The organism is Pseudomonas sp. HS6 (assembly GCF_023375815.1).
In the GTDB taxonomy this organism is placed as follows: domain Bacteria; phylum Pseudomonadota; class Gammaproteobacteria; order Pseudomonadales; family Pseudomonadaceae; genus Aquipseudomonas.
Genome location: NZ_CP067412.1, coordinates 3,087,729 through 3,112,375, shown reverse-complemented (window position 1 = coordinate 3,112,375; position 24,647 = coordinate 3,087,729). Strand labels below are relative to the sequence as shown.

Annotated in this window: 13 protein-coding genes; 3 read left to right on the top strand and 10 right to left on the bottom strand. The window is 58.3% G+C overall.

Going from position 1 to position 24,647, the window contains the following annotated elements:
- Nucleotides 1-41: 41 nt before the first annotated feature.
- The 5 genes from JJN09_RS14020 to JJN09_RS14000 form a co-directional block, all read right to left on the bottom strand.
- On the bottom strand, nt 42-1,016 hold the full coding sequence (locus tag JJN09_RS14020; RefSeq protein WP_249490643.1) for a hypothetical protein: 975 nt from the start codon (nt 1,014-1,016) through the stop codon (nt 42-44).
- On the bottom strand, nt 1,009-4,734 hold the full coding sequence (locus JJN09_RS14015) for a hypothetical protein (RefSeq protein WP_249490642.1): 3,726 nt from the start codon (nt 4,732-4,734) through the stop codon (nt 1,009-1,011). The genes JJN09_RS14020 and JJN09_RS14015 overlap by 8 nt, the downstream gene beginning before the upstream one ends.
- Nucleotides 4,731-8,837 (bottom strand): neuraminidase-like domain-containing protein, encoded by a 4,107-nt coding sequence (locus tag JJN09_RS14010; protein WP_249490641.1) that lies wholly within the window; start codon nt 8,835-8,837, stop codon nt 4,731-4,733. The genes JJN09_RS14015 and JJN09_RS14010 overlap by 4 nt, the downstream gene beginning before the upstream one ends.
- A 12-nt stretch (nt 8,838-8,849) precedes the next feature.
- A complete protein-coding gene (locus JJN09_RS14005; RefSeq protein ID WP_249490640.1) occupies nt 8,850-12,458 on the bottom strand; it encodes a Tc toxin subunit A in 3,609 nt (1,202 codons plus the stop codon).
- A 135-nt stretch (nt 12,459-12,593) separates the two neighbouring features.
- Nucleotides 12,594-15,842, bottom strand: a complete 3,249-nt coding sequence (locus JJN09_RS14000; RefSeq protein WP_249490639.1) for a hypothetical protein — start codon at nt 15,840-15,842, stop codon at nt 12,594-12,596.
- Nucleotides 15,843-16,315: 473 nt separating this feature from the next.
- Between JJN09_RS14000 and JJN09_RS13995 the strand changes: the two genes are divergently transcribed.
- Nucleotides 16,316-16,720 carry a DUF6124 family protein gene (locus JJN09_RS13995; protein ID WP_249490638.1) on the top strand — a complete coding sequence of 135 codons (405 nt, stop codon included), beginning with the start codon at nt 16,316-16,318 and terminating at the stop codon, nt 16,718-16,720.
- 47 nt (nt 16,721-16,767) lie between these two features.
- Here the strand turns inward: JJN09_RS13995 and JJN09_RS13990 are convergent, their stop codons facing one another.
- Both JJN09_RS13990 and JJN09_RS13985 read right to left on the bottom strand, forming a co-directional pair.
- Entirely contained in the window at nt 16,768-17,127 is a 360-nt protein-coding gene (locus tag JJN09_RS13990) for a PilZ domain-containing protein (protein ID WP_249490637.1), read from the bottom strand.
- A 220-nt stretch (nt 17,128-17,347) separates the two neighbouring features.
- Nucleotides 17,348-17,734, bottom strand: a complete 387-nt coding sequence (locus JJN09_RS13985; RefSeq protein ID WP_249490636.1) for a tol-pal system YbgF family protein — start codon at nt 17,732-17,734, stop codon at nt 17,348-17,350.
- 172 nt (nt 17,735-17,906) lie between these two features.
- Between JJN09_RS13985 and pyk the strand changes: the two genes are divergently transcribed.
- Nucleotides 17,907-19,358, top strand: coding sequence for a pyruvate kinase (gene pyk / locus JJN09_RS13980; RefSeq protein ID WP_249490635.1), 1,452 nt, complete (start codon nt 17,907-17,909; stop codon nt 19,356-19,358).
- Between the two features lie 312 nt (nt 19,359-19,670).
- On the opposite strand, the gene JJN09_RS13975 is transcribed toward pyk, so the two are convergent.
- Genes JJN09_RS13975 through JJN09_RS13965 form a run of 3 tightly spaced genes read right to left on the bottom strand, consistent with a single transcriptional unit; the run spans nt 19,671 to nt 22,484 of the window.
- On the bottom strand, nt 19,671-20,420 hold the full coding sequence (locus JJN09_RS13975; protein WP_249490634.1) for an enoyl-CoA hydratase-related protein: 750 nt from the start codon (nt 20,418-20,420) through the stop codon (nt 19,671-19,673).
- A gap of 29 nt (nt 20,421-20,449) precedes the next feature.
- Complete coding sequence (locus JJN09_RS13970) at nt 20,450-21,385, bottom strand: iron-sulfur-binding ferredoxin reductase (RefSeq protein WP_249490633.1); 936 nt, start codon at nt 21,383-21,385, stop codon at nt 20,450-20,452.
- Nucleotides 21,378-22,484: a diguanylate cyclase gene (locus JJN09_RS13965; protein ID WP_249490632.1), complete on the bottom strand. Its 1,107-nt coding sequence runs from the start codon at nt 22,482-22,484 to the stop codon at nt 21,378-21,380. The genes JJN09_RS13970 and JJN09_RS13965 overlap by 8 nt, the downstream gene beginning before the upstream one ends.
- A 513-nt stretch (nt 22,485-22,997) precedes the next feature.
- Here JJN09_RS13965 and JJN09_RS13960 point away from each other — a divergent pair.
- Nucleotides 22,998-24,521, top strand: a complete 1,524-nt coding sequence (locus JJN09_RS13960) for a fumarate hydratase (RefSeq protein WP_249490631.1) — start codon at nt 22,998-23,000, stop codon at nt 24,519-24,521.
- The last annotated feature ends 126 nt before the right edge of the window (nt 24,522-24,647 follow it).

Sequence of the window (24,647 nt, the reverse complement as noted above, 5' to 3'; positions counted from 1 at the left end):
CATTGAAAAAGGTGTCCTGCCGCTCGGAGAAGCAAACAATGTCAAACATCAGTTTCATCGTAACGATTACGGATACGAGTTTTTATATCGCCATTGCCCATCTGATCATTTACGTGGACTTCTCCTTTCGAATCGGTACTTCTGTAGCTTGAGCTCCCATTAAAGATGACCTCGACTTGAACACCCAGTGCAGGTTTACCCAGAAATACTGAGGTCGCACGGATATGGTGTGAATACCATGTGATATCAGGGTGGGAATAGTGTTCTTCCCGCCAACGATACGCAGTCACTAGATTATGCCCCAGCGTCATCGGCAACGCTGATGATGTTGCACTCCCATCATCCACGCTCAGCCGTATGGAGAACTCCGCGTCATTTGACGTACTGCGACAATCCAGTTGCCATCTTATCCCCTCTGCCGTCAGCTGCTGCGAAGCCTGCGGTGGAGGGGAAACCACTACACCAACGCTTTCTGCCCCCGTTATCAGCTTTATGTGCTTGTTCAACAACTGACTGGAAGGTTTGGGTAAAACAGTAATGGTGTGAGTTGTACCATGACAGGGATAGCCGTGATGTTCCGAACGGAGCCCAACGTGAAAACTATCGAACAAAACATCCATTTCCTGCGCGAAATTGAGAATTTCGCCTGGAATCACCGGCGACTGAGGCATTCCTTGATAGTTAGGCATTTCAAAATGCAATTTAAATGAGCTGCTGGGTACCTGATCGGTGGTGATCGTCCAACTCAAAGATATCAGCCCTTGCGCCATGTCAATCTGCTGTCCAAAAGGCGGATCACTTACCAGCCCCATCTCGCCTGCGTCAGGGACGCAACATAGCACGAGTGCTGATTCGGGATCGCCTATCAGATAACTGTACTCGAACTCGAGCATGATCTCGCAAGACTCTCCCTCTGCGAGATTCAACTGGAGATCAGGCCACCTCACCCGCTCTCCATTCACGTAGGGTCTGAAATTCTGCAACCAGGTCTGTGAAGTAGCGGGAATATTAGACATTCGGCACCCCTTTGAACTCGACTTGTTTGACACTCCAACCGGCAATCCCACCTTTCACTGTTGCGCGAAAGACCGCTGTGTTGAAGGCTGGCAATCTGAACGACGCCTCGGCTTCCCCGTTTTCGTCGGTTTTCGTCGACGGGATGGCAAGGTCGAGAAACCTCCATTCGACTTCGACGCCTTTCAAACGCCTGCCACTGATGGCCGACACCAAAATGATGTGTGCTGTTACCCTCGTCCCCGGTGTGCCCTCCGTCACATCAGCGGACAAAGCTTCAATCTGCCGAGGTTCATTCATGAAGTACTGGAAATCGACAAACGCCGAGTCCGAACCGCCGGCTACCGAAGCACGAACTGCACCTGCACCAGGCGAGTCGGGGACGAAGCTGATCCACGTCTTACCCCGATAATCTGTGGTCGTGAACATCGCCTCATATTCCGACCGCTCCCACTTGACCCGCACATTGGCCATCGACTTGCCGGTCAATGCGCTGGTCAAGAAGACTTCGTAAACAACAGCCCCCCCCCAATTGACAGTCTGAAGCACACCGGCGCTCGCATTGATGTGCGCAGAAATAGCTTGGGTACCCAATGACATGGGCTGAGGAGGAGACAGTTCCAGTAAACGACTGGCGGCCAATCGGACGGACACGCTGCCGTCCTTGATATCGCCGGCATTGAAAGAGCATTTCAGCCCCTCGCTCGTCCAATCTCGGTACTCACCCAACGGCTCGTTGAATTCAACTCCAAGCTCGCTCGGGCCAGGATGACTCAGGCCGACGGCCAGCCGTTGATTGCACAAGGGATTGTCGTAATCGGCCTGTAGATCAAAGCTGAACGGCTCACCACGCCTCGGGAACAGAGGACGTTGCCCCCAAAGATCGGATGAACCGGTGACCAACCGCAGACTTGTCCACGGATCGACCGACAAGGTGTTGAGTTCAAAATGCTGCTCGGCCGTGGTTTGATCGTAGGGATTGAGCGCAGTCGCGCTTACTGCACTGATACCCGCGCTCTGCGACTGCGCGTCATACACTGACCAGCCATCTGAATCTGTCGTTGCGTTGACTGGGCCTTCACTTCCCTCCCGCCATCCAATCAGCGAAGACTCGACCGGCCGATCGGCAAATGCCGAGTAGAACTGCGCTTGCACTCTCGCACGCTGTCCCTTGCTCAATACCGGATCAATCGCCGGCCCGAGAGCGGAAACCGATTTGATTTTGTTGTGACCCAGCTTCAATTGAATCTGCGCCGTCATCGACTCTCCATCGATCATGATGGTAGCGGTCTGAGTCATCTCGACATCGGCTGTGCTGTTGGTGAAGTCCAGTTGCCTGCGCGCACCACCCGCCGTCATGACGACATCCTCATTCAGTGGCGGGTTGACCACCATTCCCGGTGCTAAGGGTGTGATGGCCATTTTCACAGGCAGCCCATGCAGTGCGCTGATCCCATATGGCATATGCATCGACTGGTGAGACGCCCACAGGCAGGGATACAACGTGTCTTTACCCGGCTCAGCCGAAACATGATCAAGCATCACCCGGACCTCACTGGCGAGATCGGCAGCCAGCAGCCGCAAGGGAAACTCGCGCTTTTCCGGCAAATGGGAACTGCTGAACGCCAATGTCGAGAACCCGCTGAGATCGGTGCCCGAGGTGATGTCCCACTCAAGGCCGGAACCAGTCATGACCCGCGGAACACCGACTTGCGGGTCCAGCTGAAACCCCGGCAAAGGGGGCGTATCCCCATTCCAGTCCAGTGCAATCGACTTGTCGATTAAGCTGCTGCCCGCAACAGGATCAATCCGCAGTTTGTGCGCTGTGCCACGCCGACAGACCACACCCTGAATCAGTCGATCGACCGGTTTTCCGTCCAGAGAGAAGTTGACCTGCCCTTTCCATGCGCTGGTGGGCAAAACTTTGACGGCGAATGAATGCTCTTCCACTGGCGCGTCTTCGTGGCGCTGTACTCGCGCAATAATTGTGTAGTCATTGGCATCGATTGGCTGGTGATCCACACTTGCCCAGCCATCAAATCCCGTGAGGGATCTGACCGTTCCGGTAGGTGTTTCAAACTCGACGTCTACGTTACTGACAGGTTGTCTGTCGCCCTTTTGCACATTCACCATGCAGGTGACGATTCCGCGTTCGTCCAGCACCGGCGACGTGCTCGGTCCCCAGGTTTCGCCGATCTCGACTCTGTTGTACGCCAGCGACAGGGCATTGCGTGGCGATAAATGCTGCAACCCGGTACAACCGAGGGCCCAGTCAAACAGGCCGTCGCGCTTGTCCTCGAAGTTCGTTGTCCAGAGGACTGTACCGCCGACAACAGGCGCTGGAGTCCCGAAGTCCGGTTGAGCGGTTGCCCCCACGTCCGCTTGAGAATCACCATGTGCCCAGATCAGGAAAAACTCGGCGGCGCTCAGAGGATGCCCCGCAGGTATGTCCAGATTGACGAGAAAACGCTCACCGCGTTCCGGATAGCGGATTTTCTCCCCCCAGACGGCCGGTGCCCCGCCATCGAACCGAGCCTGCAAGGTTTTGAACGGATCTATAGCAAACGCCCGAACCTCGAAGGTATGCGTCGCTTCGCCATCGTCGGACAAAAGGCTGACAACCGAGGCGGTAATCTTGCTCACCCCCTCCTCGGTTGGCGTGTACCGATACGTCGCACGACCTTGAGCATCGGTGGGGGCCCGGTGCAGAACCTTCCCTGCCTTACCCTCTACCCGCCAGACCACCTCACTCGCAACCGGTGCGTGGGTATAGAAGGATCTGACCTGAACCTGCAGCTCCACCGATTGGTCGTACTCGATGACCGGGTACGTCTCGGCCTGTTTGAGCGCGAGCAGCTCCAAGCGATGATGCCCCCAGGAAACCAACAACGAATAAGGTGGCGCCGAGTATTGGCTGTAAATCTTCGCCTTCAGTTCATAAGGTTCTTTGCCTGACAGCTCTGGACAATCCAGCAGCCAGTCCAGACTGATGAGCTGAGATGTTCCCAACTCGGGCTCAGCGTAAATGGCCTCCTGCGGGTTGTCCTCAAACCACAGGCAGGCCTTGAGATTTTTCCAGACACTCAGCGGATCAACCGCAAAAGAGACCCTGTGACGCTGATCCCCGGTAGCGCCCAGGCAGATCGGCAGGACGCTGCCCGCGTCGAAACGTTTGCCATCATTGAGAACGGCCAACAACCCCAGCGCCGGAAGATTCAGTTTTATCTCTATTCCGGTCAGGCGAATTTCCACAGAGCCGGGTTCGCCCACGGCCCTTACCGGGCTGCTCATATTGATCTCCAGCTCATCACCCGCTTGCAAACCCAGGCTGTCCGGCAAATCCTTGCGCATCTCGGTCAGATCAACCGCCAAAGGATCGGCATCCTGCGACCCTGTCTTCGCCGGCAATACGATTTCAAACTTTTCTGCACTGCCCCTTTTATTGACCACCACCAGCCCGGCCGATGACGAGTAGGTGTTCTCGTAGAGAAAACGCAGGCTATAACGGGCCTGCGCCTGCTGTCCGATCGGCACGATCATCCTTTGCCGAACCGCCGCGCGGTGGGTCAGCGTCATGATCGATACGATGGTGTCTTCCCACCTGTCATCACGGATGGCGACGCCTCCAGGATTGGTCACATCGTCCCAGTGGTCATAGCCCTCAGTCATGTCGCCATTCATCACGAAGTTGTAATCCGTGTCGATGTCTCTTTCGCTCATGATTGCGTCCCCTTGGCCTCGATCTTGCGCTCGGCCTCGTTCACCAGTTCCTGTACTTTTCTGGAAAAAGCCAGATCTCCGACCCTGGCGGTGTAGAACACCTTGATCACGATATCGGTCAGCGATAACAGCATCGGCTGTTGCTTCACATACCAGGGAAATACGATCCGCCAGCGTGAGACGGCACCGGTGTTTTCGAACGGCAGCGTCATGCCTTCGTCAGGTCTGAGTGAAACCACACCGGTATCATCCAGCCCGGTGGACAGGGAAACCTGCTGCCCACTGCTCAGGTTGATCAGCACATCGACAGGCGCAACGCCTTCACCGGAGTGCAGATATTCCAAAGACTCGTTCGACGGTTTTGTGGCGATATAGCTGCCGACCTGTATCAGGTTCGCCACCACATTTTCGAAGGGCCCGGTGAGCACCGGCAAACTGACTTCTACGCGAGAAATCTGGCGGCAGTAATGGTCGTGGTAGTCGCGATCGAACAGCAGCTGAATCAGCTCGAAATCCAGTGCGCCCGTTTTGAGCAAGTGCTCCAGCGCATCAGTCCAGTTGTCAAAGCCCTTTGGCCGGGTCGCCGGATCGTTGAACAGCCGTTGTAGCGAAACGGTCTTGACGATTTCCTGGCGTCGCTCATTGCGTTGCAAATATTCCGACCGCATTCGCAACAGACCGGCCTGCAATCTCGCTCCAGCCGTCAAGCCGCGCCGCTGGTCGCGCCAGACATCCGTGTCCAGTTGATAGGCCTCGAACTCACAGGTTTCCGCTCGCAAGGCTGTCTGAGCGCTCAGGCACAGTGCAACAGCGGCGTCATACGCCTGGAAGTGCAAGGTCTGCAGTTGCCCCATCAGCCACTGGTAAAGCTCCAGGTTGGTCGCCCGGGTCTGCAGGAATTCGAACAGTTTGAGCGCCTGGCTATTCGCGGCAAGGGTCTGTTCCAGATTGATCCTTGCGGCATTGATGGCCCGTTCCTGGGCAGCGATCTGGGCACTGATCGCATTCTTTTCTGTAATGGCCTGATTTCGCAGCAATCGCCATTCATGCCGGCGACGACGGTAGTTTTCGGAGGTAAGTGTCTTTTCGGCGTTAGCGCGCTGCACTTCTGCAGCGATCTGGAAACCAAACCCCACGGCGCTTACCAAGTGACCTGGCTCATGACCGCCATTGGCCAATCCGAAAATGTTGGGGAATGCATGGATGACCGCCGCCCCCATTTGAAAGCCGGTGGCCAGAGAAACGAGGCCCGAAGCAGCCTCCACATGCTCCATGACTTTGAACTCATCGGGGGAAATGTGTTTGTCGTACAGATCGGCGTAATGCAGCTCACGCTCTTCGGCCATGGTTCTGCTGTGCTGCAGCGCCGTAAGACTCTCGACCTCGCGTGCGATGGACTCTTCTTGTGCCCGACGAGCGAATTCACCCAGTTCGATCAAATGACGTTGCTGCAACCCCTCCTGCTGAACCCGGTCCTGGTGCTCAAGCAGTCGCTGCACTTCGTTTCCCAGCTCCTGCAAGTGCTGCACCATGTGCAACGCTGCATCGAACAGTACCTTCCAGCGATAGGCGGCCACTCGTAACTGCCCACCCATCGGTCGCACCGGTCCCGCGCTACCTGCTGCCAGGCGGCTCAGCAACTCTCTTGGATCCATGGCGGTAAAAAGAGGGACGGATGCAAGCTTGCCGTCGATTGTCCGACCATGACGAATGTTGTCGATACGCTGATGAGGCAGATCAAAGAACGTCAGCAAGCGCGGACTGACCGGTATCTTGAAAGAACGCGTTCCGTAGACACCCAGGTGCTGAGTACGCGCAGCCCTGACCGGTAAATCCTCCGCTCGCAGCTGCAGCGTCTTTTCAAAATCCGCGAGGGCCGGCCGGGTCTGCATCTCTCCCACAAGTTCAGCAAGCTCCTTTGCAACCCAGCGATTGACGCTACGGGTATCCGGCCTGGCTCCCATCAGCGATCGAGCCCGGACATACTGCAGCTTGGCGGCCGTCAGGCTGTCTCGCGTCATCTGGCGATAGAGCCAGTCACCCCAGGCTATGAGGTTGTTCACGTACTCGAGGAAAATCACGACCTTGTAATGCCAGGGCGATGAATAGGCGATGGCATCCGGATCCCCCGGTGCGAAGACTTCATAGCAATAGCGGATGTCGGGCTTTTTCACGTCCAGAGGCCGGCAATGCCAGTATTGTGGTCTTGCCGGGATATCACCCTGCGCCGGTTTAGCGGGCAACTGCGGCTCGAATATGAAATGCAGCCAGCGCTGGGCCGCTTCAAAACGGTTCTCGTCACGCAGCCGGACGGCAATCAGGTGCGGCAAGTGAAAAAACAGCTCCCAGAAAAACAGACCGTTGGCACCATCGAACGGACCGTTCGGCTCGACCTGGCTTTCGGGCAAAGGCGGCTCCTTCGGAAACTGCGTCGCCCAGTCCAGCAACGCCCCGATCGATACACTGGAACGCAGCACCAGTTCGTGACCGATCAATGTATTGAGCCGGACGTATTTCAGCTGGAGAACATTCGATGGTTGGTTGAAGGCCAGAAACTGGGCGCCCTGCGCATCGGTGTCATGGATATACGGCAGAGGTCCATGATCACCGAGCGTGGCGGGGACCGTCAGGACGAGGGTTCGCTCACCGTTGTTTGCGGCGCCTGTCAGCGTCACGGTGATCGTGCTGCTGTTGAACGCCGGCCGCTTGATTTCCACCCATTTCGTTGCCCATCCGCCGGAGGGCGGGTACTTGTCAGTCAACGGCTGAGGGTCGGTGCCGGTGGAAGACTTGACGGCCAGTGTGAAATCGATCCCTGTGCCACCGCCACGTGAGACATGAGCACAATACCCCTGTACCCAGAGCGAGTGCTCAGTAGCGCTGTTACGCACGATATAAGCCTTGATCCCCAGGTATTCAGCCAGCGTGCCGGGCTTGGTGATCTGGCTGTCAACGGCCGGAAACAACTGTGGCCGCATTTTTTGCTGAAGCGTACGGCGCTCGACAAACAGGTGATTGGCCAGGTAATCCATGACCGCCGTTTCATCCTTCACCTTGCGAAACAGCGAGTCACGGGTTTCATAGATCGCGACAGACAGCACTGACGACGTACCGACTTTGGGCTGGGCATTGGTCACATGCACCGCCAGCCTGCCCTTTGGATACAAGGGATCGATCTCGTCGCGCAAAATCAGCGCGACCAACCGGCAACCCTTCGAAACGTCCCTGTCCGTCTGCAGCAGGTGCAAGCGGATGGGTGGCGACCAGCTGTCATCCAGCGCGATGAACGCCACCATGACTTCCAGCTCATGGAGGCTTTGCAGTTCACCCGCGTTATCGAAAACGCCCGGGCGCCATTGGACCCAGACCATGCATGGCCGGCCCTCCCAAAAGACCATACGACAATCCAGCACCGTGTCATCGGTGGGGATGTCGGCAGACTTCCACTCTTGCCATGCCGTCGGGTTGACCGATGGCGAGTCGACGGCGAGTTCGATTTTCGCTTCACGCCAGAACCAGCCAAAAGGCGCAACGCGTTGCCTGCCCACCAGGTAATAACGCGTGTTCAGCGGATTGGACCCATCCAGATAACCGGTCTTGACGTTCAGATTGCAGGTTTCTTCAAAGCTGCGCAGGTAGTGCTGAGCGCCCCTGAGCACCGAATCGTCAGTGATCGAGGTCTGATTCACATGACCCTCAAGAGCCCTGAACAACCCGGTTTTACGGATGCGCACATAAGGCGTGATGTAATCCTCAGGTTTGCACAACAGCAGCATGCTTGCCGACCATGGCCCGTAACTGCCCGCGAGCTCCCACTCTTGCAGAAGGTCAGGATCGAACTCCCGCCCGTCGTACCCCGGCTCGAGCTTCTGGAACACCGCATGAATGTAGGCCTGCAAACAACTCACGGCCTCCGCCACCCACGAGGTTTCAATCTCGTCGCTGTCCAGCGGATCGGAGCGCAGCCATTCCCAGAGGTCATCCGCCGATTGGGTGTTCATCGGAAAGGGATGATTGGCCTTGTCATGCTTTGCGTGAAGACAGAAATCAATCAACGCATTGCGGCGCAGGGCTGACAGCTCACCTGAAGTTTTGTTGAGCATCACCGTCTCCTGTCACTGTTTGCGTTGTTTGCGTTGTTTGCGGGGCGCTGGCACTCGCTGGCGCGCGGGAAGGGCTGCAACAAATTTCACATCGCGAAAGGTGACGGCCGTCGAGTTTTCAGCCGTCGCTTTAACCTTCACGATAAGGGGCTCGGCACTGGTGAATGTCACCTCGGTACCTCCTTGCCGGTCAGTAATAGTCTTGATCTCAGCCTGAGGCAGCGGATCGAGATTCCAGGTCACCGATGCGCCTGCGATGGGGTTGTCGTAGTCGTCCAGGACAATGGCGCGGTAGGTCACCGGCGTTCCGATCAGCACGGTGCTGTCGGGCATGGGGAAAGGGTTTTGGGATTTCAAATGGAGCGTGGCCATATCCGGCCCGATCTCGATCCGCGGTGCGGCCGTTTCCTCACCCAGATCCAGCCAGAAAACGGGGGTGACGCTGCCCATCCGGCTGTCCGGGAAGAACTTCACTTTCGCCGTGCCATTGATGTCGGTGGTGATCATTGAAGGTTCAAACCGGCCCAGCGTGGTGGCGCAATGAACATTGACGTTCAATCGCGCCTGACCTTCGCGGTTCTCTACCGTTACGGTAAATTCGGCAGATTCGCCCGGTTTGTTGGCAATCAACCTGACGGGATCGGGCACCGTCGTCCAGCGCACGATCACGTCCAGCCCCACGGCCATGACGTCGTCAGCATAAGTCGGTTCGGTCGTGGCCGTCAGACTGGCTCTGACAAGGTCTGCGACATGCTCATAGTCGGCATATTTGCTGTCCGGTGGCAGCTTCCCGAGCTCGAGGAGTGTCCTGGCACTCTGACCGGTCTTTTTGGCCAACAAACGAATGCGTGTCAGCACATCGAGTTGTTGCAGGGTCACGACCAAGCCTTTCGACGGGTTCACATGGGCGGCGCAGATGCGCACTTCATCCACGCTCCAGTTGAACAGCTCGGCGAGCCACTTCGCGGCACGCTCCTGGACCAGCTCAAGACCGTGATTGTTCAGGTTGGCCGGCAGCGCGTTGACGCGGCGCAGATAGTCAACCAGCCTCGTTTCCGGCTGATCGCTCATGCCCAGGGCACGTTTGTAGACTGTCAGGTAATACAACGCTGAAAGGTCGAATGCTTCGACCGAGTGCAGACCGAACCATTCGCGATACCCGGTCGCGATGAAGTGAGTGAGAAATTCACCGCTGAGTTCCAGCCTCGCGACCACGGCGCTGCGTCTGGAGAACTCGGCCAGCACCTGCAGAACAGGATCGCTCGACGGGTCTTCCCGCTGCAACACAGTGCCGCTGTCCCTGGAGGCTTCCGGCAATCTGAGCACCTGAGCCAATACGAAATGCACATTTGCGCCGGACCAGCCAAGCACCTTCAGAACCAGATCCGGCTTCAGACCGCTATAAGCAGCCACCCCCTCCTGTACCATGCTGTTCTGACTGGCACGGCAACGCAGCACGACCGCCAGAATCAGCGCCACCAGACCTGTATCGAGGCTTCCCGTCTCCGCCACCACGGCCCGCTCCGTTATTTCCCGGGCATGGGCTTCGAAGGTCTGATCCGCTGACTCAACAAAATCAAGAATCAGTCCCTGCTCGTCAACCAACGCCCTCAACGCCCGCAACCACTGCCGATTGTTCGACAAGGGCTCGATACCGGCCAGTTTCAGCATATCTTCCGTCATCTGAGCCGCCGGGGCCTGCCGACGCCATTGATCGAACAGCATGAGCTGTCTTTCATCGGGCCGGCTCGGTGGCCAGGCTGTTGCTTGTTGAACCACCCAGTGCACCGGTAACTGCACGGTCTGAGCCCACTGCACGCAATCCATCAAGGCATGCATCACACTCAGTACGTCCGGCGTATCAGCTAATTTTTGGTTGTTGATCTGCGGCACGCCGGCCAGTGTGTTCACCCAGACCTGACCTCCCTTCAGATTCAACAACAGGACCGCTTCGATCGGAGTGATCCCCAGTAACCGGGGCAGCCTGACCAGGCGATAAAAACTGGAGACGATCGGCAAGCTGCATTTGAACTGAGTCAGGCCATGAGCAGCGGCAATCAGGTTGGCGAGATAAAAATAGGTTTCCAGATCAATGCCCAGACCTGCGCACAATTGCTGGATCGTAAGCAGGTCGGCAGCCGTCTCGGGGATCACCGGCAAGGGTCGGTCATCAAGTACCAAAGGACGAGAGCTGGCGGCATTACTGTTGAAAATTCGATCGTATTGGGCACGCTCCGTACCGCGCCCGAAAACGGAAAGCGGCCCGATAAAGGCGGCGAAGTCTTCAGCGGTGCATCCAAAGACCTCCCGCAGTTCCTGGAACAGGCCCAAAGCTCGCAAAGTATTGGCTGTGATCCAGTAGCGAGAGGGAGTCGGCGGGGGCATTTCAGCGAGCATTGCCGCAACGATCAGTCGATCGGTTTCGTGACTGGCCAACCGCAACCAGTCGGTCAGTCGCACCATACGATTGGCGCGATCAACCCGGTCGGGCTCCATATCCTCGAAGCGGTTGAGCAGTTCTACGCCGGTATTGACGATGCTGATGGGCGGGGACTTTGCCTCATGAACAAAGACAGACCCATGGTCCTTGCCTGTTACAGGTAAAGGACCCGTGACGACACCCGGCGCATTTTCGGACAGGAAGGGAGTGAAACCTTCAATCGAAAGCAATGCCTCAAGCGCCAGCGTATCCAGCTTCGTTCTTTCATTGAAAACGGCGACGAGCCTCAGATTACCAACCGAAATATCCTTGAGACCAAGGTATTTCAGGTAGAACTCGTCCGCCCCATCTGGGAAATGCGGCGCCTCGGTCAGGATTGTCCGCTGTGATGGACTCAACCTTGCAGCTTGAACGAGGGCGTCATCCGACTTGGCGCTCCACGGTGCCGAGCGAAGAAAGTACGGATACTGTAAATCGCACAGACGCACCACGCTGCCCACCGATTCGCCATGCCCCTTCAGTACATGATCGAGCGTGACCCAGGGCCAGTGAAAGGGCAGCTCCCGAGGAAAGGCCTCCTGGTTCAACGCCTCGTCCAGGTTTTGAATTGACCCCAGCGTGACGGTGATGAAGCGTTCCATGATGTGGCTGATCACTTCCACCGACGACACTGCACCCTGGACGGCCTTGACATCGATCAACAGTTGTTCGAGATCCGTACGCCGGTCAACCAGTGGAAGACCCTTGCCATCAGTCACCCCCAGCCGATGCAATGCCCAATGCAACAGGGTTGTCAGATACGCCGCAGGCGAATGAATGGCTTCGATCGCACCCGGCGGGCACAAAGTGTCGAAGTTCGGCTCGAACAACAAGGTGTAATTCGGACCGTTATTGAGCCCCGTACGCGCAACAGCCCTGACATCTCTGCCGGTCAACTGGTGCTCAATGAACTGCCGCAATACCACGGTCGACAGCACATTGAGCCGCTGCTGGAACTCGCCCGCCTGTTGCCGGTTCAGGCCATAGTCGTGCATCAAACCGTCGACGCCTTTCTGCGCCAGTACGGCGATCGATCCACCCTCCTTGAAAAAACGTGTCAGCGCCGTCGTGGACGAGCGTTTGGGTTTTCTGACCGTTTGAGTGAACATCTTCTGAGCGATCTGTGCGGGAGACTGGGTCATGTTGATGCTCCTGGATCCGACTTGACTTCCAGTGAAGCAACGTCGGGTCTCTAATTGCGCCTGCAATGGATTTGGCCCCATTGAGTCAACAGCGTCTACTGTCAGAAATGACAGCAGACGCAACCATTGGTCGGATTAAAGCGGGGGTGGCAGCTCGTCAGGCAGCACGACTTCGAATCGTTTACTGTCAGCTGCGATGGATCGTTTTCCACCCACGATCTGCACGGCGCGAGCCCATTGCGGGCCAGCAAGCAAATTACGCGCGGATACACCGGACCAACTCCCGCCGTTGGTCACAAGACCTTCGGCATGTTTCTCGTCGGGGTCGTACCAGGCGATCACATCAACATTCGAATCCGCCAGAGCGCCACCTGCGAATTTGGGTGTTGCTCCCCCCCAATTGCCCTCGGGCGGTTCGCTAAATGTGGGTGGTGCCGCGAGCCGCTTCACCGCTCTGGGTTCAGACCAACCCGAGTGGTACTCACCGTTGCGCTGCTGGGTGAGGAGTGAAAGGTCCGTGCCGGTCTCAGGAAGCACAATCCGACAGGACCACGTCCCGTCCTCCTGGACTTGGGCACTTCCCAGCTCCGTGCCGCCAGGCAGTGCAACCACGACTGTGTCACTCGGGTATCCGAACCCACAGATCACCGCAACCTGTCCGACAGCCTCGCCCACACCTGGCGTTTCGATGAGCGCACCGCCAGGAACAACTGTAATTTTCACATCACCGGAAAGCGGCGATATCAGATCTTTGAAAAACTGTCTGGCTTTCAGCTCGCAAGGACCCAACGGCAATGTGAGGAAATGTTTGAAATAGCCGTCGCTCATATTTGGATAGATTCGAGGCTGCACGGAATCACCGACGTACAACTCGACCTCTGTCCGATCGAACCCCTTTCCCGGCCGAGCCTTGCCCTCGACCATGAACGTCCGGGGGACAGAGGTTTGCGTGAGTGGAAGGTTCAGGATCGGTGCCAATAACTTCACTTCGAAAGCGACCGTACTGCTGGGTAGCGATTGCAACTCATCCAGCACCTGTATGGCGAAAACGGTGCGGGTCCCGTAGTCGAGTTCCTTGAGCGTTACCGACCACGCATCCCCTGCTGCGGGCTTCTCTCCCAACAGTTCGTGGGTCACGAAATCGAAAACGCGGATCATGAACCCGTCGATCCCGCCGGTGCCGTGCAATACCGGCATATGATCCGTTTGCCCACCGGGTGGCGGAGTGATCACCAGTACACTCACCACGATATCGAAGGACGTGGACACCGGGTTGGAGGTTTGCCCGCCGAAAGTCTGCGTGACCGTGACCGTGTGTCTGCCTGGGCGAAACGCCGTGGGACGCTGGAAATCCCATTCTCCGTTCTTGTCCGTATCCGTAACCGTATGGGGGGTAGGGTTGTCGCTGAACGTTATCGTCATCACCGCCCCAGGCCAGCATTGGCCAACAACCTTTGCAAACAAGCCGTTCGGGGTCACTTTTTCGATAACGGCAAGGGGCGCTGATATGACCACGGACACAGGCGGCTGAACCCATCCTGATTGCAGCGTTGTGAACCACTGAGTGGCCGTAACCTGATACGTACCCGGAGCCCAGCGTGCAGTTGCCTTGCTGGACCAGGTCGTATCGGGACGTACGTCGACAATCGGTACGATTGCAGAACTGGTGTTGTTCAATCGGACTTCTACTCTGGAGGCCGGTTGACCGGACCAGTTCCTGCCCGTACCGGAGAACGTGGGAATGCCGTCCGGGCTGACGAGGAAACTCAATGTCGGGGGAGGAACAGGCACCACGACCGTGGTGCTCTCCGGCGCCCAATCCGAATAAATCGGCTGCCCCGAGCCATCGGGCACACTTTGTCGGCCGCCGATCAACGAAGTACCCGGCAACCAATCGGGAAAGAACTCCGACCAGGGTGAAGTTGTCACGGGAAAGGAGTGGAAAGGCGTCCCGTTGTTCACGACGTGGAGATAGAACGTCGCGCCGATATGTCCGACACCTCCGAGGGTCACCTTGCCTTGGGAATCGACCTGTACCGTCAGTCTGGTCGGTTGTGGGGGTTTTATCTTGAACGAGCGATAAGTACCGCGTCCGGAACTCTTGCCTCCGGAAGATTGTTCGACCGCCAGTGAAACCGAACCCGCTTGGGCTGCCACAGGTATAGTCCAGGTACCGTCCGGTCTCACAGTGCTTTGACCGACAGCAGTGTCCGTCAAATCGTAATAAGCAACGATCGTACTTTGCGCTAATCCATTATTGCCGCTGAGATCAAAGTTTGAATTCTGAAGCGAGGCATCTGTGGGCAGAGTAATTAGCGGATAGCCCAATACTTTGAAGGCAACCGACTGAGTGTAGCCATAGGAGGCAGGCGCACCGGGATTGTCATAAAAACGAACTTTTACCTCTGCATTTCCACTGGGCAGAACTTTGATCGATATGCCTTGCCATACACCAGACGAATTAACCAGGTGCTGATCAGACCAGCTCTCATAAATATTCGTGGAGTTCAATGCAAACATTGCCGAGTCTGGCGCACCGATGGCTTGGTAGACGAGGTCCTTCATTGGCACGACCGCCCCGGCTGTTGGGTAGGTCAGTTTTGCTCGATACATATATATCAAAGAAGTACGAGCTGAACTTACACCATTGACTTGCTGATAGGCCTGCATCCGCTGAGAGTTTACGTCTTCCGCAACAGTAACCGGCACTGACCAGGCTCCGCCGGTTGGCTGAATGCGCTGTGCCAGTGTTCCAGCTCCGTGATCAAGCACCATATTGGCCCCGGCGATGCCTTGCGTACCCGTGACATCGAATGTTGAGGTACTGAAATTGCGGGAGCCAATCACCGGTGTTGGGGGGGTAGGAGGGGGTACCCAAACAATATATTCAGCGACGTCCAGATCTATTGGATATACGACCCCACCCGATGAAGCCTGGTAAGTAAAAGTAAAACCTATTCGCGCTTTCTGCGTGTCAATGGGTATATTTGCTCCCAAGCTCAAATTAAACCAGTTGCCACTCTGTGAAGCATTCTGATTGGTTGAGTAACCGGTAGTCGATCCTCGAGGCTCTTGGTAGAGAGAAAACCAAAGCTTGGCGGTGTAAGAACCACCACTCTTGGCGCGATATCGTTTTGCTCGGCAATCAAATGAGGTGCCATTGGCATTCCAGGAATATTCAACTTCAAGCTCTGCCCAGTAACCAGGCCTCTCGGCCCTCAACGTTTTGGCTACAAACAATTGGTTTTCTTTGGATCTCGAACCGCTCGAATCATCCATAACAGACGGTTCGATAATCGAGAATTCGAATTCATCATCACCTTTGCTCTGCCGTTCCACTTCGTTGTCAGGAAAATCTTTTTCATTGTCACCATCAATAGCCATGACTTTCTCCGAAAGGATTCAGGGAAGGCGCGCATTAGAAAAATTCGCTCGCTGATTTCATGACAACTTATTGCCCTTGCACACCTGACAGATCTGACAGTCCCGACAAACGGTGACCTTTCCCACAACCCACTCCGGCAGCGTCCTGCAAGTCGTAACAACGGGCTACGATGCCTTGTGCCATTGCCTACAAATCCCTCAGAATCCGCCGGCTTGTGCGCCTTGGCGTTGGCCCGTAACTTGATCCCGTCGCTGCCAATCAGCGGCCGGGTTTAGTCGCCCGGGGTCTTAGTACGTTGCGCATAAGCGTCATCCAGTCGGGTATTCCCTATCCCCGCACTCGATGGTGGCTGTTCGCAGGGCGCCCTCGGGCGCACCGGTACGTACTCCCGGTCGACTAACCTGCTTACAGCCGCCACCCTTTTCTCGTTTAGTCGCGAGCCAGAGGTGGCTCTAACGACGAGTACGAAAGCATGAAAAAACCGACGCCAAATCCACCACTGGACAACGATCCAACGGACCCGATCGATCAACCCGACCCGGTCTCCCCCTACACCTCCGTCGATTCAAAGAAACTCCACGACGCCGCTCACCGGGCCCTGGATTTCTACCTCAATCCCCCAAAAGACAAACCACGCAACTCCGTGGATCGCGGCATGCAGATGTTCAAGGTCGATCCCGAGATCAACCCGGAAGCCATCGCCATCCAGACCTACGAAACCTTTTCCTCGGTCAGCATCCTGCTGCTCGACCTGGCCGACAGCCTGGACGACAAGCCGCGGCATCTGGCGATGGCGATCTATCAGTTGAGCGAGATGGGGTTACTGCTGGCGGAGAAGACGCTGGATAACGAGCGGGCGATTGCGATAACCGCGTAAGAAAAAAGGGCCACAACCTGCGGCAGGTTGTGGCCCTTTTTTTGTCTTCAGGCCGAAGCAGGCAACGGCTGAAAACTGAAGTACTGCTTCAACGCCTCGACCAGTTGCCCATATTCGGGCGGCGTCCGGTACAGGCTGAAGCCGGCGTCGTAATGCCGGGGCGTGGCGTCTTCATGGCACCACAGGCAGCAAGCGGTGAGGTCGATGACCTGCTGACAGCCCTCGCCCAAGGGGATTTTCAGGCGCAGGTTGAATTCGGCACCGATCATCATCGGCAACTGGCTGATGAGCATCAAACCGTCTTCGGACACGTTGCCCAGAAAACCGATGGGTTTGTCAGTGACGCTGTTGAACACTCGCAGAAAATACGGCAACTGGTGCCGTTCGATTCGACGGTCGATAAACATACGCAGTTCGCCATGCAAGGCTCCAATACGGAGCCGCACTCTCGCTTCGGAACGGGCCTGTGCGTCAGGCTCGCTCTCCCCGCTTCCGGTGTGGCATTCGCCACGTACTGCTCATGCCAGTCGCAGGTGTTGCGCCGGTCTGGAGTCCAGACTCTAAACCGGTGTCATTGGACTATAGCTCACCTTATACAGCCATCCAGCTTTTGTATGACAACCGCCATCAAAAGCGAGTTGGACGCACCACGGCCGCCGCACTGCGGGTTGGGTAGTGACCCAGGCTCTGCAGGGTTTCCAGACGCGCACGGGCGCGGTAGGCGTATTCGCTGTTGGGGTACGAAGCGATAATGAACTGATAGGTCTGCGCCGCATCGACGAACATTTTCTGCCGCTCGAGGCACTGACCGCGCATCATCGACACTTCCGGCCACACATAAGGGCGGGCACGGCTGGCGCGTTCGACCTTGGACAGTTCGAGCATCACCTGCTCGCAATTGCCCCGGTCATAGGCGCTGTAGGCGTTGTTCAAATGATGGTTCATCGACCAACGGGTGCAGCCCGTGACGGCGAGGATGCTGAGGGCAAGGGCGGCAATGGGCACGAATCGCATGGGGTATTCTCCTGTCTTGTGATCATTATCGACCTCGGGCGAGAAATCTTCAGAGCCCTTTGCTCCGATTGTCGCGTTCAATAAAGAAAACAATAAGTAGTGCAAACGAACAATGACTACACCCAAAGAGCGTAGTAGCCTCTGCGAGCGCTTGAACCTGAGGAGTCTTTGCATGTCCGTCCGTCGTACCAAAATCGTCGCTACCCTTGGCCCGGCCAGTAACTCGCCGGAAGTTCTCGAACAGCTGATTCTGGCTGGCCTGGACGTCGCCCGTCTGAACTTCTCCCACGGCACCCCCGACGAGCACAAGGCTCGCGCGAAGCTGGTGCGTGACCTGGCCGCCAAGCATGGCCGCTTCGTCGCCCTGCTGGGTGACCTGCAAGGCCCGAAAATCCGTATCGCCAAATTCGCCAACAAGCGCATCGAGCTGAAGATCGGTGACAAGTTCACCTTCTCCACCAGCCATCCGCTGACCGAAGGCAACCAACAGGTGGTCGGCATCGACTACCCGGACCTGGTCAAGGACTGCGGCGTGGGCGACGAGCTGCTGCTCGACGACGGCCGCGTAGTGATGCGCGTTGACACCCAAACCGACGACGCACTGCATTGCACCGTGACCATCGGTGGCCCGCTGTCCGACCACAAAGGCATCAACCGTCGCGGTGGCGGCCTGACCGCTCCGGCCCTGACTGAAAAAGACAAGGCCGACATCAAGCTCGCCGCTGAAATGGAAGTCGACTACCTCGCCGTGTCCTTCCCGCGTGACGCCGCCGACATGAACTACGCCCGTCAACTGCGCGACGAAGCCGGCGGCACCGCTTGGCTGGTGGCGAAGATCGAACGCGCCGAAGCCGTGGCCGACGACGAAACCCTCGACGGTCTGATCAAGGCTTCCGACGCGGTGATGGTTGCCCGTGGTGACCTGGGTGTGGAAATCGGCGACGCCGAGCTGGTCGGCATCCAGAAGAAAATCATTCTGCACGCACGCCGCCACAACAAGGCTGTGATCGTGGCGACCCAGATGATGGAGTCGATGATCCAGAACCCGATGCCGACCCGCGCCGAAGTGTCCGACGTGGCCAACGCCGTGCTCGACTACACCGACGCCGTGATGCTGTCGGCCGAATCGGCTGCCGGCGCTTATCCGCTGGAAGCCGTACAAGCCATGGCGCGTATCTGCGTCGGCGCTGAAAAGCACCCGACCAGCAAGACCTCCAGCCACCGTATCGGCAAGGAATTCGAGCGCTGCGACGAAAGCATCGCGCTGGCGACCATGTACACCGCCAACCACTTCCCGGGTGTGAAAGCGATCATCGCGCTGACCGAAAGCGGCTACACCCCGCTGATCATGTCGCGTATCCGTTCGTCGGTGCCGATCTACTGCTTCACCCCGCACCGCGAAGCCCAGGCCCGCGCAGCGATGTTCCGTGGCGTGTACACCGTTCCGTTCGACCCGGCCTCGCTGGCACCGAACGAAGTCAGCCAGAAAGCCATCGACGAGCTGGTCAAGCGCGGCGTTGTGCAAAAAGGCGACTGGGTCATCCTGACCAAGGGCGACAGCTACCACACCACCGGCGGCACCAACGGCATGAAGATCCTGCACGTGGGCGACCCGCAGGTCTAAGTGACCGGTTGCTGAAAACGAAAAGCCCCGCCATGTGAATGGCGGGGCTTTTTGGTTTTGGTGTGTTGGATCTGAATTTTGTGCCCGGCTTGAGATCCTTCCCCCCCTCACCCCAACCCTCTCCCCCCAAGGGGGGCGAGGGGGAAAGGGAGCCGATCGGGGGCTTTTCAAAACAGGCGTTCGGCTCAATTCAGATTCTGATTACAGCGCTTGCAGATCCTGAGTTCAACTCGGTCTTTCAGGTCGATGTAGAACGCCAAAACTCCTCGGTCGGCCCCCTCTCCCTCCGGGAGAGGGCTGGGGTGAGGGGCTTTAGTGCTTGCGAATGAACCCGGTCAACGCCGCCAACGCCTCCGGCGAGCGCAACCGCTGGGTAAACAGCGCGCCCTCCTCCTCGATCACCTTGCGAATCAACTCGCGATCCGGCGCCCGCATCAACTGCTTGCTGATACGCACCGCCTCGGCCGGCAACTCGTCAAACCGCAACGCCATCTCCCGCGCCTTGGCCAACGCGGCTTCGCCACTGCCCAACGCCTCAGTCGCAATCCCCCATTGCGCCGCTTGCTCACCGGTAAATCCTTCACCGAGCAGCAACAGTTCCGACGCTTTGGCCTGCCCGAGCAAACGCGGCAGGATCAGGCTGGAACCAAATTCCGGGCACAACCCGAGATTGACGAACGGCATGCGCAACCGCGCATCCCGCGCCACGTACACCAGATCGCAATGCAGCAACAGCGTCGTGCCAATCCCCACCGCCGCCCCGGCCACGGCGGCGATCACCGGTTTGCGGCATTCGAGGAGTTCGAGCATGAAGTGAAACACCGGGCTGTCGAGGTCGCTCGGCGGTTGCTGGATGAAGTCGGCGATGTCGTTGCCTGCGGTGAAGCACTCGGCACTGCCGGTGATCAGCACCGCGTTGATCTCGGGGTCGTGATCGGCCTGTTTTAGCGCCTCGGCCAACTGGCTGTACATGGCACGAGTCAGGGCGTTTTTCTTGTCGGGGCGGTTGAGGCGCAGGGTCAGCAAACCGCGTTCGCGGTGCAGCAGGATGGCTTCGGGCATGGCAGGTCTCGCGTCTGAAAAATCAGCGCTCAACCACGGCTCAGGAAGACATCGGCCAGCAGTTGATTGCGCGGCAGTCCGGCCAGGAACAGACGCTTGGCAAACGCGTCGACGCTGGCAGTCGAGCCGCAGACTAAAGCCAGGGTTTGTCGGGAGACAAGGCGCAGTTGCGCCAAAGCGCCCGGCAACTCGGCCGCCGTCCATAATTCGACGCTGAGGTTTTCCCGTTGCGCGGCCAGTGCTTCAAGGGGTTTGGCCAGGTAATGCCCGTCGGCATCATGGGCCAGATGAATGACGCGAATGGCGCCCCGATGATCCTGGCGCAGTGCTTCGCGCAACACACCGAACAACGGGCCGAGCCCGGTGCCGGCGGCGAGTAGCCACAGCGGCCGGTCGTGCCAGTCCGGGTCGTAATGCAGCGCACCGCCGCGCAGTTCGCCGAGGCGGATCGGGTCGCCGATCTGCAAGCGTCGCGCAGCATCGCTGAATTCGCCGGGCTCGCGGCAATCGAGGTGGAATTCAAGAAAACGGTCTTCTTCCGGCAGGCTCGCCAGCGAATACGGCCGCGCAATGTGGCCTGCCCACAGCACCAGATGCTGGCCGGCGCGGTAGCGCAACGGCCGCTGGGGTGTCAGGCGCAAACGCAACACGCTGTCGCTAAGCCAGTCCAGCGCTTCGACCGTGGCCGGGCGACCGTCGGTGACGGGATCGAAGGTATGCACCTGCAAGTCTTCGATGACCTGACACTGACAGGCCAATCGCCAGCCCTGATCACGCTGTTCAGCGCTCAGGGCATCGGGGCGACTATCGGCGGGCAAACCCTGCACGCATTGCACCAGACACGCATGGCAACTGCCGGCGCGGCAACTGTAAGGCACCGCCACGCCGTTCTGATTGAGGGCATCAAGCAGGTTGCTGCCCGCCGCCACCGACCACTGTCGCTCACCGACCCGCAGTTCAGGCATCGACGTTCTCCCACGCCGCTGCGCAACGGTTGCGCCCGTCGCGTTTGGCCCGGTACAGCGCCTGATCGGCACGCTGCAAGGCGTCGTCCAGATCATCGCCCAGTTCCAGCAGGGTCATGCCGGCAGACAGGCTGAGGTTTTTCACATTCAGGCCCACCAGTTCAACGTCGGTGAAGGCGATGCGCAGCCGTTCGCAGCAAGCGGTCAGTCGTTCCGCGTTGCAATCGGGCAGCAGCACCACGAATTCCTCACCACCATAACGGGCCAGCACATCACCGTCACGCAGACAGGCGCCGGCCACGCCGGCGAAGGCTTGCAGCACCTGATCGCCAGCCGCATGACCGTGTATATCATTGATGCGTTTGAAATGGTCGAGGTCGATCAGTGCCAGACCATGCACCACGTCGGCCTCCATCGCATTCAATTCGCGGGTGGCCAGACGCAGGAAATGCCGACGGTTGAACAGCCCGGTCAATTCGTCGGTGGCCACCAGGTCTTCGAGCTGGCGCATCATCCCGCGTAACGTGTCCTGATGCGCCTGCAAGGCAAACCGGCGCTGGCGCATGCGTTGCCGTGAGGTCTGGACGAAGCGCGCGTAGATCACCAGCCATGCCAGCACGATCAACAGAATGCACGCCTGCAACGCGGAGAGCGCCGGATCGTGCAAGCGGAAGTGGTAACCGTCCCACAGCGTGATGGCGCAGAAGCTGAAGAACACCAGCATCGCGCAGCGCACAAAGGCCCGCCGCGACAGATGGAACAAGCCGAACAGCAGAATCAGCACATAGAAGACCAGGAACTCGCCCCGCGCCTCTTCAAGATGCGCGATCAGCCACGTCTGCCAGCCGAGGCCGAGCAGTACTTGCGCTTCGGTCAGGCTCGGGTCGGAGAACCGCAGGTTGGCGCCTGAGAAAAACACCGCGAACAGGGTCGCCTGGCTGATGACCACCAGGGCGCTGCCAACAGCGACGCCTGCCAGCGAATCTTCGTAGTGTCCGGTGAAATACGCCAGCCACAGCAGCAGCAAGGCCAATCCATAGGTGGCTGCAGCGAGGGCGAAGCGTTTGAGCAAAAGACGTTGAATGGCGTTATGGGTCAATCGTTGACTCACCGTGCGATAAGAGGCTGACCGAGTGTCCTACTCTACAGACCGGCTGCCACTTTAGTGGCGTAGTCGATAAATGACCATTGATTTTCGGGCCGGATAATTGGCGTCAAAAAAGCCCTTGAGCCCGCCCCTCCCGACTTCCCGGAGCGCCCACTGAAAGCGTCGGCCGCGCGTGATTTTTTGTCGGCCTTCGCCGCCCCGAAACAGCGAGCCCAACGCAGGTTTCAAACACGCCACAAATCGGCTCCCTCTCCCCCCGGGAGAGGGCTGGGGTGAGGGCAACGGTCTGAAAGTGAAAACCGATCGCCAAATCTTCCCCCAACCATGCGACCAACGAATGACTACCGGCGCGTGTCACCACCAAGGAGGCGCGGTATACTGCCGCGCCTTTTTAGCGTCGCGCCAGCAGCCCCGGCGTGCCTTGAAAGGTGTCTGCGACCGACCGATGCACCCAAGCCGCAGGCACCTTATTGAATGTTCCCGTCTTTTAGAGGAGCGCGACTCATGACCGTGATCAAGCAAGACGACCTGATTCAGAGCGTTGCCGACGCCCTGCAGTTCATTTCCTACTACCACCCCGTGGACTTCATCCAGGCGATGCACGAAGCCTACCTGCGCGAAGAATCGCCAGCGGCCCGTGACTCGATGGCGCAGATCCTGATCAACTCGCGCATGTGCGCCACCGGCCACCGGCCGATCTGCCAGGACACCGGCATCGTGACCGTGTTCGTGCGTGTGGGCATGGACGTGCGTTGGGATGGCGCGACCATGAGCCTGGACGACATGATCAACCAAGGCGTGCGCCAGGCTTACAACCTGCCGGAAAACGTCCTGCGTGCCTCCATCCTGGCCGACCCGGCCGGTGCGCGTAAAAACACCAAGGACAACACCCCGGCGGTCATCCACTACTCCATCGTCCCAGGCAACACCGTGGAAGTGGACGTGGCGGCCAAGGGCGGCGGTTCCGAGAACAAGTCGAAAATGGCCATGCTCAACCCGTCCGACTCGATCGTCGACTGGGTGCTGAAGACCGTTCCGACCATGGGCGCCGGCTGGTGCCCACCGGGTATGCTGGGCATCGGCATCGGCGGCACCGCCGAGAAAGCCGCTGTGATGGCCAAGGAAGTGTTGATGGAATCCATCGACATTCACGAGCTCAAGGCCCGTGGCCCGCAGAACCGCATCGAAGAAATGCGTCTGGAGCTGTTCGAGAAGGTCAACCAGCTGGGCATCGGCGCCCAGGGCCTCGGTGGCCTGACCACCGTGCTCGACGTGAAGATCATGGATTACCCGACCCACGCCGCATCCTTGCCGGTGTGCATGATCCCGAACTGCGCCGCCACCCGTCACGCACACTTCGTGCTCGACGGTTCCGGCCCGGCCTCGCTGGAAGCGCCACCGCTGGACGCCTACCCGGAAATCGTCTGGGAAGCCGGCCCGTCGGCCCGTCGCGTCAACCTCGACACCCTGACCCCGGAAGACGTGCAGAGCTGGAAGCCGGGCGAAACCGTCCTGCTCAACGGCAAGATGCTCACCGGTCGCGACGCCGCGCACAAGCGCATGGTCGAGATGCTGAACAAGGGCGAAACCCTGCCGGTAGACCTCAAAGGTCGCTTCATCTACTACGTCGGCCCGGTTGATCCGGTCGGTGACGAAGTGGTTGGCCCGGCTGGCCCGACCACCGCCACGCGGATGGACAAGTTCACCCGTCAGATCCTTGAGCAGACCGGCCTGTTGGGCATGATCGGCAAATCCGAGCGCGGCCCGACTGCGATCGAAGCGATCAAGGACAACAAGGCTGTGTACCTGATGGCCGTCGGCGGTGCCGCTTACCTGGTGGCGCAAGCGATCAAGAAGTCCAAGGTCCTGGCGTTCGCCGAGCTGGGCATGGAAGCGATCTACGAGTTCGAGGTCAAGGACATGCCGGTCACCGTCGCGGTGGACAGCAAAGGTGAATCGGTACACATCACCGGTCCTGCGATCTGGCAACAGAAGATCAGCGAAAGTCTGGCAGTGGAAGTGCAGTAAGCGCTTTACCTGCTGGTGAAAAACCGGGCGGTCAGCGATGACCGCCCGGTTTTTTTTCGTCTGCCGTCAGTCGGCACCTGTCAGATCTGACAGGTGCCGCGGCCAACACCCTCTGTTAGCGTGGAA